The 15,604-nt window shown below is 71.8% G+C and carries 17 protein-coding genes; 1 reads left to right on the forward strand and 16 read right to left on the reverse strand.

Annotation, left to right across the window (positions count from 1 at the left end):
- Positions 1-5 precede the first annotated feature (5 nt).
- The 16 genes from SRB17_RS17000 to SRB17_RS17075 all read right to left on the reverse strand — a co-directional run bounded on the left by SRB17_RS17000 (position 6) and on the right by SRB17_RS17075 (position 13,858).
- Positions 6-629, reverse strand: coding sequence for an ABC transporter substrate-binding protein (locus SRB17_RS17000; protein ID WP_153539350.1), 624 nt, complete (start codon positions 627-629; stop codon positions 6-8).
- Positions 630-656: 27 nt separating this feature from the next.
- A complete protein-coding gene (locus tag SRB17_RS17005; protein WP_153539352.1) occupies positions 657-923 on the reverse strand; it encodes a gas vesicle protein GvpG in 267 nt (88 codons plus the stop codon).
- A gap of 54 nt (positions 924-977) precedes the next feature.
- Entirely contained in the window at positions 978-1,703 is a 726-nt protein-coding gene (locus SRB17_RS17010; RefSeq protein ID WP_323375709.1) for a GvpL/GvpF family gas vesicle protein, read from the reverse strand.
- Positions 1,700-2,161 (reverse strand): gas vesicle protein GvpJ, encoded by a 462-nt coding sequence (gvpJ, locus tag SRB17_RS17015; RefSeq protein WP_323375711.1) that lies wholly within the window; start codon positions 2,159-2,161, stop codon positions 1,700-1,702. Before gvpJ ends, SRB17_RS17010 begins: the two co-directional genes overlap by 4 nt.
- Positions 2,162-2,226: 65 nt before the next feature.
- Positions 2,227-2,559 (reverse strand): gas vesicle protein GvpO, encoded by a 333-nt coding sequence (gene gvpO / locus SRB17_RS17020; protein WP_228396119.1) that lies wholly within the window; start codon positions 2,557-2,559, stop codon positions 2,227-2,229.
- Positions 2,560-2,622: 63 nt separating this feature from the next.
- Positions 2,623-3,486, reverse strand: coding sequence for a zinc metalloprotease HtpX (htpX, locus tag SRB17_RS17025; RefSeq protein WP_323375713.1), 864 nt, complete (start codon positions 3,484-3,486; stop codon positions 2,623-2,625).
- 192 nt (positions 3,487-3,678) lie between these two features.
- The gene (locus SRB17_RS17030) at positions 3,679-5,199 is read right to left on the reverse strand and encodes an NADH-quinone oxidoreductase subunit N (protein ID WP_153539356.1); all 1,521 of its coding nucleotides are present in this window, start codon (positions 5,197-5,199) and stop codon (positions 3,679-3,681) included.
- Positions 5,196-6,770 (reverse strand): NADH-quinone oxidoreductase subunit M, encoded by a 1,575-nt coding sequence (locus SRB17_RS17035; RefSeq protein ID WP_323375715.1) that lies wholly within the window; start codon positions 6,768-6,770, stop codon positions 5,196-5,198. Before SRB17_RS17035 ends, SRB17_RS17030 begins: the two co-directional genes overlap by 4 nt.
- Before the next feature lie 6 nt (positions 6,771-6,776).
- Positions 6,777-8,771 carry an NADH-quinone oxidoreductase subunit L gene (locus SRB17_RS17040; protein WP_323375717.1) on the reverse strand — a complete coding sequence of 665 codons (1,995 nt, stop codon included), beginning with the start codon at positions 8,769-8,771 and terminating at the stop codon, positions 6,777-6,779.
- Positions 8,768-9,142 carry an NADH-quinone oxidoreductase subunit NuoK gene (nuoK, locus tag SRB17_RS17045; protein ID WP_153539358.1) on the reverse strand — a complete coding sequence of 125 codons (375 nt, stop codon included), beginning with the start codon at positions 9,140-9,142 and terminating at the stop codon, positions 8,768-8,770. The genes SRB17_RS17040 and nuoK overlap by 4 nt, the downstream gene beginning before the upstream one ends.
- The gene (locus SRB17_RS17050) at positions 9,142-9,786 is read right to left on the reverse strand and encodes an NADH-quinone oxidoreductase subunit J (RefSeq protein WP_153539360.1); all 645 of its coding nucleotides are present in this window, start codon (positions 9,784-9,786) and stop codon (positions 9,142-9,144) included. Before SRB17_RS17050 ends, nuoK begins: the two co-directional genes overlap by 1 nt.
- Complete coding sequence (locus SRB17_RS17055; protein WP_153539878.1) at positions 9,783-10,277, reverse strand: 4Fe-4S binding protein; 495 nt, start codon at positions 10,275-10,277, stop codon at positions 9,783-9,785. Before SRB17_RS17055 ends, SRB17_RS17050 begins: the two co-directional genes overlap by 4 nt.
- A gap of 80 nt (positions 10,278-10,357) precedes the next feature.
- Positions 10,358-11,326, reverse strand: a complete 969-nt coding sequence (locus SRB17_RS17060) for a complex I subunit 1 family protein (protein ID WP_323375718.1) — start codon at positions 11,324-11,326, stop codon at positions 10,358-10,360.
- On the reverse strand, positions 11,323-12,849 hold the full coding sequence (locus SRB17_RS17065) for an NADH-quinone oxidoreductase subunit C (protein WP_323375719.1): 1,527 nt from the start codon (positions 12,847-12,849) through the stop codon (positions 11,323-11,325). The genes SRB17_RS17060 and SRB17_RS17065 overlap by 4 nt, the downstream gene beginning before the upstream one ends.
- Positions 12,846-13,448, reverse strand: a complete 603-nt coding sequence (locus tag SRB17_RS17070; RefSeq protein WP_153539362.1) for an NADH-quinone oxidoreductase subunit B — start codon at positions 13,446-13,448, stop codon at positions 12,846-12,848. The genes SRB17_RS17065 and SRB17_RS17070 overlap by 4 nt, the downstream gene beginning before the upstream one ends.
- Entirely contained in the window at positions 13,439-13,858 is a 420-nt protein-coding gene (locus SRB17_RS17075; RefSeq protein WP_323375721.1) for an NADH-quinone oxidoreductase subunit A, read from the reverse strand. Before SRB17_RS17075 ends, SRB17_RS17070 begins: the two co-directional genes overlap by 10 nt.
- A gap of 190 nt (positions 13,859-14,048) precedes the next feature.
- Here SRB17_RS17075 and SRB17_RS17080 point away from each other — a divergent pair, with 190 nt between their 5' ends.
- Positions 14,049-15,230 carry a sensor histidine kinase gene (locus tag SRB17_RS17080; protein ID WP_153539364.1) on the forward strand — a complete coding sequence of 394 codons (1,182 nt, stop codon included), beginning with the start codon at positions 14,049-14,051 and terminating at the stop codon, positions 15,228-15,230.
- Positions 15,231-15,604 lie beyond the last annotated feature (374 nt).

Genomic DNA, 15,604 nt, shown 5'->3' on the forward strand with positions numbered 1-15,604 from the left:
CTCGCTCATGCGCTGCCGCTCTTGGAACGGCTCGGGGCCCCCGTCGTCCTGGACGTCGTCCTCCTGCGGCGCGGCTCGCCCCCGTCCTGAGCCGACTCGCGGTGCTGCGTCTTCCTTGCGCGCCCCTCGCTCCGGCGGGCCTCACCCTTGTGGCCTTCGCTCCGGCGCTCGCCGGCCGCGCGTGTCTCCGCCCGGCCGGTCTCGTCCTCGCGTGTCTTCTCCCGACCGCTCTCGTCCTCGCGCTCCTCGTCCTCGCGCTCCTCGTCCTCACGGGATTCGTCCTGGCGCGGCTCGGTTGCCGGTTCTGCCTCGTCACGGTGCCTCTCACCGTCCGGATGCGCCTTTCCGTGCAGTCCCGCGGTGCGTTCGTGGAGGGCGTCGGCCAGGCTGTCGGCCTTCGCCGTCAGCACGGACGTCGCCGCGGCCTTGCCCGCGCCCGTCAGCTCGGTGCGCATCTGCTCAGTGATGTTGCTGAGGAAGGGGGAGTCCTGTACGGCCCTGACGAGCTGTCCGGGCCTGATCCGGGATCCGGCCAGCAGCGCGGCCAGGCTCAGGGCGAACTTGGCCTTCTTCGTCCGGCCCAGCACGTATCCGCCGAGGACTGCCGCGCCGATCTTGGCATTGTTCATAATTGGACTTCTTTCCTCTCCGTCGCCTCACAGCCCCCTCTGCCCGCCGCGCCGCAGGTCGTAGGCCCGGATCTCCTCCAGGCGGTGCATCAACTCCTCCTCGCGCCGGGCGAACTCCTCTTCGTCGATACGACCCTCGGTGCGCCCCTCCTCCAGGCGCACGAGTTCCTCCTGAACGGGCGTGGGGTCGTAGTACTCGTCCTCGGCGGCGCGTACGACCTTGTCGAGCACCCACCAGACCCCCCGCACGGGGGCAGCCGGGAGTGCCAGGATCTCGCTGATCAGTCCTCCCATACCGCCTCCTCGTGCTGTCCGTTCGTGCCGGCCGGGCAGGTCATGGGCAGCCGGTCAGGCAAAGCTGTACGGCGGCAGCGGCCCCCGTACCCGCATGTCGACGTCCTCCCCGTACCGCTCGGCCAGCTCCTGCGCGGTACGGGTGAAGTCCTTGGACCGCTCCTCGTCCACCAGGAAGGAGACGTTCACGAAGTACTGCTGGGAGGGCTCAGCGATTTTCTCGGCCAACGCGAGAGGCCGCAGGGCGGCGAGCACCTCGGTGGCGAGCGCGTTCTCCCGGGTCTGCACCTCCTGGGCCAGGAGCTCCCCGAAGGCCAGCCGGTCGTCGTAGGTCCCGCCGCCGTCGCGGGTCGCCTCGTTCAGCGCGCGGGCCTGCTCGGACGTCTGCAGGACGGCGCGCAGCACCGAGTCCTCGTCGTACGTGCCCTTGACGTTGAACTCGGCCCGTCCGGTGAGCTCTTCGAGGCGTTGCGAGAACGCCTCGGCACGCGCCTCCAGTACGGCGCGTACGGCGTCCTCGTCCGAGGCCACGTACCCGAAGCTCAGCGGCAGGACGGCGCCGCCGCCCCACAGGTGACCGAGAACCTCCTGGTGCGCCGCCAGGTCCCGGCGTGAGACCGCGAGGTCGTCCGGGGTCTCGCTGACCACGGCGCACAGCGAGTCGCCGCGTACCGTGCGCAGTTCGGCGGGCGATTCGCCCACGCCCTTGATGCCGGCCAGGTCCAGCGGATGCGAGCTCTTGGTGATCGCGTACACATACAGGGACATCCGGGTGCTCACTCCTCCCGCTCCCTGGAGGAACGACGGCCCGAGCCGCGTTCGGTGTGTTCGTGCTGCTTCTCCCGGTCGCGTCCGGAACTCCGCTCGTCCTCGTCCGCCTGACCCTTCTGGAACGAGTCGGTGAATGCCTGGACCGCCCCGGTCAGCGCCCCTTTGCTCTTGCCGCGGGCGCCGCCCTCGGAGAGCTTCTCCGCCACGTCGGTCAGCTGGGCGGGGGCCTTGCGGCCCGTCTCCAGATCCAGCCGGTTGGCGGCCTCGGCGAAGCGCAGATAGGTGTCGACGCTGGCCACGACCACGCGAGCGTCGACCTTCACGATTTCGATGCCTATGAGGGACACGCGGGCGAACGCATCGATGACCAGTCCTCGATCGAGGACCAGCTCCAGCACGTCGTACAGGCCTCCGGAACCTCCGGCCGGCCCGGCAACGGCGCCACCGCCCTGCGGCACAACAGTCACGACTTCTCTTTCCCTTCGAACGAAGGGGAAGGGCTCAGCGGGTGTCCTGTGGTCCCAAGGCAGCCCTAGCCGCGGCCCTCTCTGTCGACCTGCGCGCGGGTGTAACGGTGTATGCGCTCGTACCCGAGCAGCTTGCCCGCGGGGTCCAGTACGACCTGGTAGCCGGCCATGACACTGCTCGTCTCCGGCACGCGCTCCAGCTCCACGACTTCGACTTCGGCTTCCCAGCCGACATCGGTCGGTTTCAGCGCCGAAACCGACTCCGGAGCCCGCCCCAGCAACTCGGCGAGCTGCTCCATCGCGCTCCGCATCGCATCGGGCGCGGACACGCGTTCCGGCGCGGGCTCCTTGCCCGACGGGGTACGTGCTGTGTCCGGCTTACGGTCGTTCGTGATCAGTCACCTTCTACCTCTTCTTCAACTTTACGCCTGGCCATGCCCATCTCCATCAGGGCTCGGGCCTCACCGGTTGCGGCCTGCCATCTGCTCGAGCCGGGCGATACGTTCCGCCATCGGCGGGTGCGTGGAGAACATCCTGGTCATCCCCTGGCCCGCGCGGAACGGGTTCGCGATCATCATGTGGCTGGCGGTCTCGATCCGTGGCTCGGGGGGCAGCGGAAGCTGCTGGGTGCCGGCCTCCAGCTTGCGCAGGGCACTGGCGAGGGCGAGCGGGTCGCCGGTGAGCTGGGCGCCGGAAGCATCCGCCTCGTACTCGCGGGAGCGGCTGATGGCCAGCTGGATGAGGGTGGCGGCGAGCGGGCCGAGGATCATGATCAGGAGCATGCCGAGCAGGCCGGGGCCGTCGTCGTCGTCCGAGCGGCCGACCGGGATCAGCCAGGCGAAGTTCACCAGGAACATGATCACCGAGGCGAGCGCGCCGGCCACCGAGGAGATGAGGATGTCCCGGTTGTAGACGTGGCTCAGCTCATGGCCGATGACACCGCGCAGCTCGCGCTCGTCCAGCAGGCGCAGGATGCCCTCGGTGCAGCACACGGCCGCGTTGCGCGGATTGCGGCCCGTGGCGAAGGCGTTGGGGGCCTCCGTGGGCGAGATGTAGAGGCGCGGCATGGGCTGGCGGGCCTGCGTGGACAGCTCGCGGACCATGCGGTACAGCACGGGGGCCTCGAACTCGCTGACCGGGCGGGCACGCATCGCGCGGAGCGCCAGCTTGTCGCTGTTCCAGTACGCGTACGCGTTCGTCCCGAGGGCCACCAGGACCGCGACGATCAGGCCGGTGCGGCCGAAGAGGCTGCCGATGACGATGATGAGTGCGGACAGTCCCCCGAGGAGTACTGCGGTCCTGAGCCCGTTGTGCCGGCGGTGCACCGTGCGCCCTCCAAGTCGTGCAGCTGGGGAACACTTTGGTCCAGTGGACCCTCCCGCTTGTGACAACGCCAGGCGGCGGCTGCGAGTTCCCTGGTGGGTGCGGCTGCGCGCCGGGCCGTACGGGTGACGGGGGCGCGTACGGCCACGCACGCGTGGGGTCTGCGGGTGTCCCACGCGCGCGTGGCCGAATCCTCAGAACAGTCCGGTGGCCGCGAAGCGGAGGACCAGCTGGGGTGCTCCGGACAGGGCGACGCCGAGTACGCCGGTGAGGGCGAGGGCCGCCGTGAGGGGGGCCGGGACCCGGTGGCGGGCGGGTTCGCCCTCGGGGGCGCGGAACAGCAGAGCCGTCCACTGCAGGTAGTAGAAGAGGGCGATCACCACGTTGACTGCCATGACGACGGCGAGCCAGCCGAGGCCCGCGTCGACGGCCGCCGAGAACACGGTGACCTTGGCGAACAGCCCGATGACACCCGGCGGCAGCCCGGCCAGGCACAGCAGGAAGAACGCCAGGAGGAGGGCCGTCAGCGGATTCGTGGCGTACAGGCCCCGGTAGTCGCTGACGCGGTTCAGGGCCCGGCTACGGCCCACCACGCCGGCCACCGCGAACGCGCCCAGGTTCACGGCGCCGTACATCAGCGCGTACGCCACCGTGGAGCCGATCGCCTTCTGCGGGTCCTTGGCGTAGCCGGCGGCGGCGATCGGCACCAGCAGGTAGCCGGCCTGGCCGACGGAGGACCAGGCGAGCAGCCGTACGGCACTGTACGCGCGCGTGGCCTGTTGGCGCAGGGCACCGACGTTACCGACGGTCATGGTGAGCGCGGCCAGGGCGGCGAGCGCGGGACCCCAGACGTCGGCGTACGACGGGAACGCGACGACAGTGACGAGGATCAGCCCGGAGAAGCCGACCGCCTTGCCGACGACCGACAGGTAGGCGGCGACGGCCAGCGGCGCGCCGACGTAGGTGTCGGGCACCCAGAAGTGGAAGGGGACGGCGGCCGTCTTGAAGGCGAAGCCGATCAGGGTGAGCACGACACCAGCCTGGGCGAGCGTGTGCAGCTGTCCGCCGACGTGGGGCAGTCGCTGGGCGACCTGGGTGAGGTAGAGGCTGCCGGTGGAGGCGTAGACGAAGCTGACGCCCATCAGGCTGACGGCGGTGGCCGTCACCGAGGACAGGAAGAACTTCAGGGCGGCCTCGGAGGACCGCTTGTCGCCGTGCCGGATGCCGACGAGGGCGAAGGCGGGCAGGGAGGCGACCTCCAGGGCGACGATCAGGGTGGCCAGGTCGCGGGAGGCGGGCAGCAGGGCGGCGCCGGCCGCGGAGGACAGCAGCAGGAACCAGAACTCGCCCGGCGGAACGCGCCGCTGGTCGTCCTGGAGGTTCGTGACCGACAGCAGCGCGGCGAGCAGCGCGCCGCCGAGGACCAGGAACTGGACGACGAGTGTGAAGTGGTCGGCGGTGTAGCTGCACGCGCGCGTACCGCCGCCGGTCAGGCAGAAGGTGCTGCGGTCGCCGTCCAGGAGGGGCAGCAGCATCAGCGCGGCCACCGCCAGTCCGGCGACCGAGACCCAGCCGAGGACGGCCTTGCGGGCCTCGGGCAGGAACAGGTCGGCGACCAGCACGACGAGTCCCACCGCGGCGGCGATGACCGGCGGGGCGACGGCGAGCCAGTCGACGGACTGCACCAGCGACTCGGCGAGGGGCTGGGCGCTCATCGGGTGCCTCCTGCGAGGAGCTGGTGCACGGCCGGGTCGGTCAGGCCGAGCAGCGCCCTCGGCCACAGTCCGGCGACGACGGTGAGGGCGACGAGCGGGGTCCAGGCCGCGAACTCGTACCCGCATACGTCGGCGAGCTTCGGGACTTCCTGTTCGACTCCGCCCATGCAGACCCGGCGGACCACGATCAGCATGTACGCGGCCGTCAGCAGGGTGCCGAACGCGCCGATCGCCATGAAGGTGAGGAAGGCCGGCCGGCTGAGGTCGGCGGCGGGCTTGAACGCGCCGAACAGGGCCAGCATCTCGCCCCAGAACCCGGCGAGTCCGGGCAGCCCGAGCGAGGCGACCGCGCCGAAGGCGAGCAGACCGCCGAGGCGCGGGGCCCTTCCGTACAGCGCGGCACCGGTCTCCTCGGCCAGGGTGTCGAGGTCGGTGGTACCGGTGCGGTCCTTCAGGGCGCCGACCAGGAAGAAGAGGAGGCCGGTGATGAGGCCGTGGGCGATGTTGGCGAACAGGGCGCCGTTGACGCCGGTCGGGGTCATGGTGGCGATGCCCAGCAGGACGAAGCCCATGTGACCGACGGAGGAGTAGGCGATCAGCCGCTTCAGGTCGCCCTTGGCGCCGCGCTTGGCAAGGGCCAGGCAGGCCAGGGATCCGTAGATGATCCCGACCACGGCGAAGGCGGCGAGGTACGGCGCGAAGGTATGGAAGCCGTGCGGGGCGATCGGCAACAGGATCCGGACGAACCCGTACGTACCCATCTTCAGCAGGACGCCGGCCAGCAGGACCGAGCCGACGGTCGGCGCGGCGGTGTGAGCGTCGGGCAGCCAGCTGTGCAGCGGCCACATCGGCGACTTCACGGCGAGCCCGATCCCGATCGCGAGAACGGCGATGACCTGCACGGATGCGGGCAGCGACCGGCCGTTGTCAGTGGCGAGTGCCACCATGTCGAACGTGCCCGCCTTGATCCCGATCAGGAGCAGGCCGAGCAGCATGACGACGGAGCCGAGCAGCGTGAACAGGATGAACTTCCACGCGGCCCGGGTCCGGCCCTCGCCGCCCCAGCGGGCGATGAGGAAGTACATCGGGATGAGCACCATCTCGAACGCGAGGAAGAACAGCAGCAGGTCGAGGACGGCGAAGGTCGCGAGGGTGCCGGACTCGAGCAGGAGCAGCAGCGCGACGAACGCCTTCGGGGAGCCGCCCGCGGGAGGCTTGAAGTAGGAGTACAGCGCGCAGAGGAAGGTCAGCAGCGCGGTCAGGACGACAAGGGGGAGGGAGATGCCGTCGATGCCGAGGTGGATCCGCACGTCGAGCGCGGGGATCCAGCTGATGTCGGTCGTGGCCTGCATCCTCGACGGATGGCCGTGGTCGAAGCCGAGCGCGAGGACGATCGCGGCGACGAGAATCGCGCCGGTCACGGTCACACCGTGCCGCAGCACGGCCTGCTCGGGCGACTTCCCCTTCAGCCCGGGCGGGGCCGGGAGGAGGGCGGCGACGGCACCGAGGAGCGGGCCGACGACGACGAATGCCAGAAGGAACTGCATCACGGACTCGTTGATATCGATCACGCCTGCTCACGCTCCCGTGGCGACGAGGACGACGGCGACCGCCAGGACGACGGTGCCGGCGAGCAGAGCGCTCACATAGGTCTGCACATTGCCGGTCTGCGCCCGCCGTACGGCGGCCCCGAGCAACCGGGGCAGGGCGGCCGCGCCGCCTACGTAGGTCTCGACGACCTCACGGTCCAGGAACCGGACGAGGCTCGCTCCGGCCTGGACCGGGCGGACGAACAGCGCCGCGTACACGGCGTCCAGGTGGAAGCCGGCGGCCGCGTGGCGGCGCAGCGGGCCGAGCAGCAGCCGCGCCGGGTCCGCCGGGTCGGGCGCGTAGGCGATGTCGCCGTAGGCCGGCGCATGGGTGGCGATGGCCTCGGCCTCGACCAGCCCGGCGTCCTCCTCCGGGTGGGCGGCGACCGCGCCCAGCGGGACCCGGGCGGCGAGCTGGGTGGTGCGCTGCCAGGCGCCGTAGGTGAGCAGCCCGCCGACCACGGCGAGGCCGGTGCCGAGGACGGAGGTGAGCAGGGTCGGGGTCAGGTCGCGGCCGTCGAACCAGCCGGGCAGCGCACGGTAGGCGAGCCCGCCGAAGGCGAGGGACGGCACGGCGAGGACCCACAGCACCACGGTCATCGTCAGCGGCTGGCGGCCGTGGTCGGGCGCCTCGGCGCCCCGGCCGCGGAAGGCCAGCAGCCACAGCCGGGTCGCGTAGGCGGCGGTGAGGAGGGCGGTGAGCAGTCCGGCGACGAGGACGATCCAGCCGGCGGCGAAGGGGGCGTGCTCCGGGTGGCCGTCGACCACGTGCTCGGCGGCGCCGAGCACGGACTCCTTGGAGAAGAAGCCGCTGAACGGCGGGATCGCGGCGAGCGCGAGGAGCGCCACGGTCATCGTCCAGTAGGCGTCCGGGACGCGGTCGCGCAGGCCGTGCATGCGCGACATGGCGGCCAGTGAGTTGGTGCCGGCGGCGTGGATGATCACGCCGGCCGCGAGGAACAGCAGCGCCTTGAAGGCGCCGTGGGACAGGAGGTGGAAGACGGCGGCACCGCGGTCGCCGACGGCGAGGGCGCCGGTCATGTAGCCGAGCTGGCCGATCGTCGAGTAGGCGAGGACCCGTTTGATGTCGTCCTGGGCGAGCGCGGCGAGACCGGAGCCGGTCATGGTCACGGCGGCCATGACGGCGAGGACGACCATCGCGGCCTGGGAGGCCTCGAACACCGGAAGGAGACGGGCGACGAAGTAGACACCGGCGGCGACCATCGTCGCGGCGTGGATCAGCGCCGAGACGGGCGTGGGGCCCGCCATCGCGTCCGGGAGCCAGGTGTGCAGCGGGAACTGTGCCGACTTGCCCGCGACGCCCGCGAGGAGCAGCAGGGCGATCACCGTCGGGTGGTGCAGGTTGCCGGCGGCGACGGCGCCGAGGACGCGCGTGATCCGGAACGAGCCGGCGTCGGTGGCGAGCGCGAACAGGCCGATGAGGAACGGCACGTCACCGAGCTTGGTGACCAGGAAGGACTTCAGGGAGGCGGCGCGGGCCTCGGGGGTCTCCCAGTAGTGGCCGACCAGGAAGTAGGAGCAGATGCCCATGACTTCCCAGCCGACCAGCAGCACGATCAGATCGCCGGAGTAGACGACCAGGAGCATCGCGGAGGTGAACAGGGAGACGAGGGCGGCGTATGAGGGGTAGCGCGGGTCGTCGCGCAGATAGCCGGTCGAGTAGATCTGCACGCAGGCCGCGACGAACGCGACCAGGATCGCGACGAGCGCCGCGAAGCCGTCGATGTACAGGGCCAGCTCGATCGGGACCGAGCCGGTGGGCGTCAGCTCGGCGTGGGCGGTGATGGCCTGGCCACCGCCCTGACGTGCGGCGACCAGCGCGGCCAGCACGAGAGAGGCCAGCGGTGGCAGCACGGCGAGCGGGCGGACCAACCCGGGCGCGGTGCGGCCGAGCAGCAGTCCGGCCGCGGCGCCGAGGAACGGCAGAAGGGGGACGAGGGCGGCGAGGGTGGTCGTGGTCACGCGGTGGCCTCAGCCTTCTCGGCCGCGGAGGAGCCCGGTCCCTCGGTGCCGGGGCCCTCGGCGGTGTCGCGGAGCTTGTCGATGTCGGAGGTGCCGCGGTTGCGGTAGACGGCGAGCACGATCGCCAGGCCGATGCCGATCTCTGCAGCGGCGATGGTGATGGTGAACAGGGTCAGCGCCTGGCCGGAGTGCAGGGTGTCCTTGGCCGCCCGGCTGAGCCAGACGTCGAAGGCGACGAGGTTGAGGTTGACGGCGTTGAGCATCAGCTCGACCGACATCAGCACGAGGATCGCGTTGCGGCGGGCGAGAACGCCGTACAGGCCGGTGCAGAACAGAAGGGCGGAGAGTACGGCCGGGTAGGCGAGGTGCATCAGCGGGCGCCTTCCTTCTCGCCGGGGGTGACCACGACGGCCGGGGGTGTGGCGCTCTCGTCCGCCTTCGCCTTGCGGGACAGCACGATCGCGCCGACCAGGGCCGCGAGGAGCAGCACGGACAGCGCCTCGAAGGGCAGCACCCAGTTCCGGAACAGGCTCTCGCCGGTGACCCGGGTGGAGCCCGCTGCCGGGCCGTTCAGGTCGATCCAGGTGGTGCGGAAGGCGTCGACGACCACCCAGACCAGGGCGACGGCGGCGGCGACCGCGACGGTCAGCGCGGCCCAGCGGTTGCCGGAGTCGGCGTCCGGGGAGCGGCCGATGGGGGCCTTGGTGAGCATCAGACCGAACAGCAGGAGGACGACGACGGAGCCGACGTAGATCAGGACCTGCACCCAGGCGATGAACTCGGCCGTGAGCAGCAGGTACTCCACGGCGAGACCGCCGAGCGCGACCACCAGCCACAGGGCGGCGTGCACCAGCTGGCGGGTGGTGACGGTGACCAGCGCGGCGCCGAAGGTGACCAGGCCGACGAGGAGGAAGGCGATCTCGACGCCGGTCGGGGACAGGAAGCCGTGCGCGGCCGCGGCGAGGTGCACGCCGGGGTGACCCGCGGCCGGAACGGTGGTCGAGGCGAGGGTCATGACGCGCCCTCCCCCGGTTCGGCCTGGGCGGCCGCCAGCTTCTCGGCGGTCTTGCGGGCGGCGGCGATCTCCTTCGGCTCCTCGGCGGCGGGGTCGAGGGCCGGCGGGGCCGGCACGGTCCACATCCACTCGCGAAGCTTGTCCCGCTCGTGGGTGAGGTCGCGGATGTCGGTCTCGGCGTACTCGAACTCCGGGGACCAGAACAGCGCGTCGAAAGGACAGACCTCGATGCAGATACCGCAGTACATGCACAGGGAGAAGTCGATGGCGAACCGGTCGAGGACGTTGCGGCTGCGCTCGCGGCCGCCCGGGGCGGCGGGCGGGACCGTCTCCTTGTGCGAGTCGATGTAGATGCACCAGTCGGGGCACTCGCGGGCGCACAGCATGCAGACCGTGCAGTTCTCCTCGAACAGGCCGATCACGCCACGCGTGCGGGGCGGCAGTTCGGGCTGGGCGTCCGGGTACTGCTCGGTGACCGTCTTCCTGGTCATCGTGCGGAGGGTGACGGCCAGGCCCTTGGCGAGGCCGCTGCCAGGGATCCGGGGCCGGGTGGGCGGAAGAGACTCAGCCACTAGGAGATCACCACCTTGACGATGCCGGTGAGGGCGATCTGGGCGAGGGAGAGCGGGACGAGGAGGGTCCAGGACAGCTTCTGGAGCTGGTCCTCGCGCAGGCGCGGGTAGGTGACGCGGAGCCAGATGACGAGGAAGGCGAGGATCGCGGCCTTCAGCAGGGTCCACAGCCAGCCCAGGCCGTCGTGGGCCCACGGGCCGTGCCAGCCGCCCAGGAAGAGGACGGTGGTCAGGCCGCACAGGACGACGATCCCGGCGTACTCGGCGAGGAGGAAGAGTGCGAAACGCAGTCCGGTGTACTCAGTGTACGCGCCGAAGATGATCTCCGAGTCGGCGACCGGCATGTCGAACGGCGGGCGCTGCAGCTCGGCGAGTCCGGCGACGAAGAAGACGACCGCGCCGGTGATCTGCCAGGGCACCCACCACCAGTGGAAGGCGTGCAGGATGCCGGGCAGGGAGACGGTGCCCGCCGCCATCGCGACCGAGGCGGCGGCGAGCAGCATCGGCAGTTCGTAGGCGAGCAACTGGGCGGCCGTGCGCAGGCCGCCGAGCAGGGAGAACTTGTTCGCGCTGGCCCAGCCGGCCATGAGCGAGCCGAGCACGCCGACGCCCATCACCGCGAGCACGAAGAACACGCCCGCGTCCAGGACCTGGCCGACGGCGCCCTTGCTCGGGCCGATCGGGATGGCGAGCAGCACGAGCAGGTACGGCAGCAGGGCCACGGCGGGGGCGAGCTGGAAGACGCGGCGGTCGGCGCCGGCCGGGACCACGTCCTCCTTCTGCGCGAACTTCACGCCGTCCGCGATGAGCTGGGCCCAGCCGTGGAAGCCGCCCGCGTACATCGGGCCGAGGCGGCCCTGCATGTGCGCCATCACCTTGTGCTCCGTCTGACCGACGATCAGCGGGAAGGTGAGGAAGACGACGAACACGACCAGGAGTCGCAGGGCGACGTCCAGCACGCCGTTCACTGCGGGCCTCCTGCGGGGTTGTCGTCGTCGGAATCGGGGTCGGCGTTGGTGCCGGGGTCGGGGTTCGGGCCGGTGTTGTCGGGGGCGGCGGGCTCGTCACCGGTGGTGGCGGGACGTCCGGGTTGCTCCGCTGTCTGCCCGGGCTCGGCGGGGGTTCCCCCGGGCCCGGCCGGCCTCCGCTCGGGTTCCGCAGTCGTCGGCTCCGGTTCCGCCGGGGCCTGTTCGGGCTCCGCAGCGGTCCGCTCCCGCTCCGCCGGGGCCTGTTCGGGCTCCTCGAAGGCCGGGCGGGCGTGGTGCCACGGGGCGTCCGAGCTGCGCGGGGCCGTGCTCCGGCGGTCGGGACGTGCGGCGCTGTCCGGCGCCGCCGACTCACCCGTGGCCGGTGCCTTCGACTCACCCATAGCAGGTTCCGTCGACTCGTCCGCAGCCGGTGCCGTCGGTTCCGGAGCCTCGGCCAGCTGTGAGGCCGAGCCCTCCGACGCGCTGCGGGCGCGGCGCGGACGGGCCGGGACCGGACCGGGCTCATGGGCCACGGAGGCCTCGGCAGCCGGGCCCTGCACCGCAGCCGACGCGGCACTGGTCGCGTCGCCCTCGGCCGCGGTCCGCTTGAGTTCGGCCGCGTCCTGAGGTGCCCGCGTCTGGCTCGCCGAGCCCTCGCTCGCGCTCCGCATCCGACGCGGCCGGGCACCGGCAGCACCCTCAGCCCCGGAAGCCCCGCCAGTCCCACCGGTTCCGACAGCCCCGCCGGCCCCAGCGGCTCCAGCATCCGCCCCCTCAGCCCGGCCGGCCCCAGTGGTCCCAGGAGCCCCCGCCGCCTCACCGGCCTGGCTCGCCGAGCCCTGTGCCGCCGTGCGGGTTCGCCGTACCGGACGTTCGCCGGCCGCACCCGCGCGAGCTGCCGGACGCTCGCCCGCCGCGCGGCCCGCGCCCCGTGCCGGGCGGGCCGGGGCAGGGGGCAGCTGGCCCTTCAGGGGACCCCACTCGTTGGGGTCCGGTACGCCCGGGGGGAGCATCTGGCGGCGCTTCGGGCCGCCGTGCTCGGATTCGCCCGGCTCCTTCGCACCGGGCCAGGCCTTGGCGACACGCGCGGCGAGGACGAAGTCCTTGCGCAGCGGGTGGCCCTCGAAGGTCTCCGGGAGGAGCAGGTGCTCCAGGCCCGGGTGGCCCTCGAACACCACGCCGAACATCTCGTGCGTCTCGCGCTCGTGCCAGGCGGCGCCCGCGTAGACGCCGACGGCGGAGGGCAGCGTCGGCGCCTCGTGCGGGACGGTCGTACGGACGAGGAGGCGGCGGACCGGGCCCAGGGCGACGACGTGGGCGGAGACGCGGAAACCCGTGCCCGGTTCGTCGACCGCGCTCAGCCAGTCGAAGTAGGTGCAGCCCAGGGTCGTACGGGCCGTCTCCAGGGCGGTGAGCCAGGAGGACGGCGGTACGTCCACGGTGAGGAGCTCGTACGACTCCTCGGCCGTGGCGTCCGTACCGAAGAGCTCCTCGACCGGGGCGGGCAGCCAGCCGGCGGTCACCGCGCATCACCTTCGGCGGCCGGTACCGGAGGCTTTACCAGGTCGCTGGTCAGGGCGGCCGCGGACGGCCGGGCGGAACCGGAGCCGTACCGCTCGCCCAGCGACTCGCGGGCGATCTTCTCCTGGAGCTTGAGGATGCCCTGGAGCAGCGCCTCGGGGCGCGGCGGGCAGCCGGGGACGTACACGTCCACCGGAATGATCTGGTCGACGCCCTTGGTGACGGAGTAGGAGTCCCAGTAGGGGCCGCCGCAGTTGGAGCAGGCGCCGAAGGAGATGACGTACTTCGGCTCGGGCATCTGCTCGTACAGGCGCTTGACGGCCGGTGCCATCTTGTCCGTGACCGTGCCCGACACCACCATCAGGTCGGCCTGGCGCGGGCCCGGTGCGAAGGGGATCACGCCGAGGCGGATGAAGTCGTGGCGGGCCATCGACGCGGCGATGAACTCGATCGCGCAGCAGGCGAGGCCGAAGTTGAAGACCCAGAGCGAGTAGCGGCGGCCCCAGTTCAGGACCACCTTCATCGGCTCGGGGGCCAGCCGGGCGAGCGCGCCCAGCCGCTTCGGCTCCGGGAGCGGGACAGGGGTGGGGGTCACGTCCATGCCAGGACGCCCTTCTTGTATGCGTACAGCAGGCCCACGGCGAGGAAGCCGAGGAAGACGAACATCTCCACGAGCGTCGTCGCGCCGTAGCCGGGGGCGGCGAAGACCGTCGCCCAGGGGAACAGGAAGACCGAGTCGATCGCGAAGATCACGTACAGGAAGGCGTAGACGTAGTAGCGGACCTGGGTGTGGGCCCAGCCCTCGCCCACCGGGTCGACGCCGCACTCGTAGGTCAGGAGTTTCTCCGGGGTCGGCACGACCGGACGCAGCAGGCGGCCCGCGCCGAAGGCGACCGCGACGAACAGCACGCCGACGAGGGCGAGCAGGCCCACCACCGAGTAGGACTGGAAGTAGCCGGCCGCGATGACGTTCGCCGCGGCGGCCGTCGAGTCCCCCAACGTCTCCCGCACCGTCCGACCTCGCTCCCTGACATCATTCGACGTTCTGTACGCACGGGAGTCTAGGCCCTGATAAAGAACCGGTAAGCAGCCCGTCACGGCGTGAGACACCGAGACCGGACCGGGGTGGGGTTTTCCCCCGTCGGCGGAGGGCGGCGTACCGCATGGCGCGCAGCGTGCCCGGCACGGCAGGCTGACCGGTATGACCGCTACCAGCTCCGCCGCCGGCCGGCCCGACGGCACCGACCGCCTGCCCCCGATCCGGCCGGCGTACGCCGCGCACACCTGGAAGGAGATCGCGTATCTCCTGCTGAACCTGCCGGTGACGGTGTTCGGCTTCGTCTACGCGATCACCGCGCTGTCCGTCGGCGGGTCCCTGACGATCACCGTCGTCGGCCTTCCGCTGCTGGCGCTCGGTCTGCTGGGCGCCCGGCAGCTGGGGAAGCTGGAGCGGGCTCGCGCGCGATGGCTGCTCGGGGTCCGCGTGGAGGAGCCGACGCCGCTGCCGCTCGCGAAGAGCGGCGGGCCGATGCAGCGGCTGTGGATGGCGCTGAAGGACCCGGTGGGCTGGCGGACGCTGCTGTACGACGTGATCCGGCTGCCCTGGGGCATCCTCACCTTCTGCACCGTGCTGACCTCGCTGTTCGTGCTGTGGCCGGTGCTGCCGTACCTGGCGCGGGGCCTGGCGAACGTGGACCGCTTCCTGGTGCGCGGGCTGCTGTCGCCCTCGGACGAGCTGGAGCGCCGTATCGCCGAGCTGGAGTCCGACCGCGGGGTCGTGGTCGACACGGCCGCCGCCGATCTGCGGCGCATCGAGCGGGACCTGCACGACGGCGCCCAGGCGCGGCTGGTGAACCTGGCCATGGGGCTCGGTCTGGCCAAGGAGAAGCTGCTGGAGGATCCCGACACCGCGGCGGCGATGGTGGAGGAGGCGCACGGCGAGGTGAAGCTGGCCCTGCAGGAGCTGCGCGATCTCGCCCGCGGCATCCACCCGGCCGTACTGACCGACCGGGGCCTGGACGCGGCCCTGTCCTCGGTCGCCACCCGCTGCACGGTGCCGGTGAAGGTGACCGTGGACCTGCCGTACCGCCCGGCTCCGGCCATCGAGGGCATCGCCTACTTCACGGTCTCCGAACTCCTGCAGAACGTCAGCAAGCACAGCGGGGCCCGGTCCGCCTCGGTGGACGTGTGGCGCGCCGAGGACCGGCTGCTCATCCAGGTCCACGACGACGGCCGGGGCGGCGCCCGCCTCGATGGCGGCACCGGCATGCGCGGCCTGGCGGACCGGCTGGGCGCGGTGGACGGCCTGTTCGTCCTCGACTCCCCGCCCGGCGGCCCGACGGTGGTCACAGCGGAGCTGCCCTGGCGCGACCGAACGGAGTAGCCGACACCTCCGCACGCGCGTACATCGGCCACGGCTCCCATGCGCGTACGACGGCCACGGCTCCCATGCCGGCACGACGGCCACGGGGCCCATGCGGGAGCGACGGCCACGGGACTCCCCCATGCGGGAGCGACGGCCACGGGACTCCCCCATGCGGGCGCGGCGGCTACGGCTCCCTGCGGGCACTGCGCCTACAGCTCCCCTGCGGACGCGGCCGGCGGCAACCCCCCAGGGGCGCGGGGAACTGCGCGACCAGCCACAACACCCCCGCACCCGCCCACCGGCAGCACCCCCTGCGGCGATCGCACACCACGCCCCCACAAGCCGACCGCACCAACAAAGCCGCCGGCACCAGGCAACCGGCCGACCGCCGG

The sequence above is a fragment of the Streptomyces sp. RB17 genome, assembly GCF_009604455.1.
In the GTDB taxonomy this organism is placed as follows: domain Bacteria; phylum Actinomycetota; class Actinomycetes; order Streptomycetales; family Streptomycetaceae; genus Streptomyces.

What these genes read in the sequence shown, in the direction of transcription:
- SRB17_RS17055 (WP_153539878.1), bottom strand. Translation starts at nt 10,277, where the DNA reads ATGACCAGGAAGACGGTCACCGAGCAGTACCCGGACGCCCAGCCCGAA.
- SRB17_RS17000 (WP_153539350.1), bottom strand. Translation starts at nt 629, where the DNA reads ATGAACAATGCCAAGATCGGCGCGGCAGTCCTCGGCGGATACGTGCTG.
- SRB17_RS17005 (WP_153539352.1), bottom strand. Translation starts at nt 923, where the DNA reads ATGGGAGGACTGATCAGCGAGATCCTGGCACTCCCGGCTGCCCCCGTG.
- SRB17_RS17070 (WP_153539362.1), bottom strand. Translation starts at nt 13,448, where the DNA reads ATGGACGTGACCCCCACCCCTGTCCCGCTCCCGGAGCCGAAGCGGCTG.
- SRB17_RS17050 (WP_153539360.1), bottom strand. Translation starts at nt 9,786, where the DNA reads ATGACCCTCGCCTCGACCACCGTTCCGGCCGCGGGTCACCCCGGCGTG.
- SRB17_RS17030 (WP_153539356.1), bottom strand. Translation starts at nt 5,199, where the DNA reads ATGAGCGCCCAGCCCCTCGCCGAGTCGCTGGTGCAGTCCGTCGACTGG.
- SRB17_RS17080 (WP_153539364.1), top strand. Translation starts at nt 14,049, where the DNA reads ATGACCGCTACCAGCTCCGCCGCCGGCCGGCCCGACGGCACCGACCGC.
- nuoK (WP_153539358.1), bottom strand. Translation starts at nt 9,142, where the DNA reads ATGCACCTCGCCTACCCGGCCGTACTCTCCGCCCTTCTGTTCTGCACC.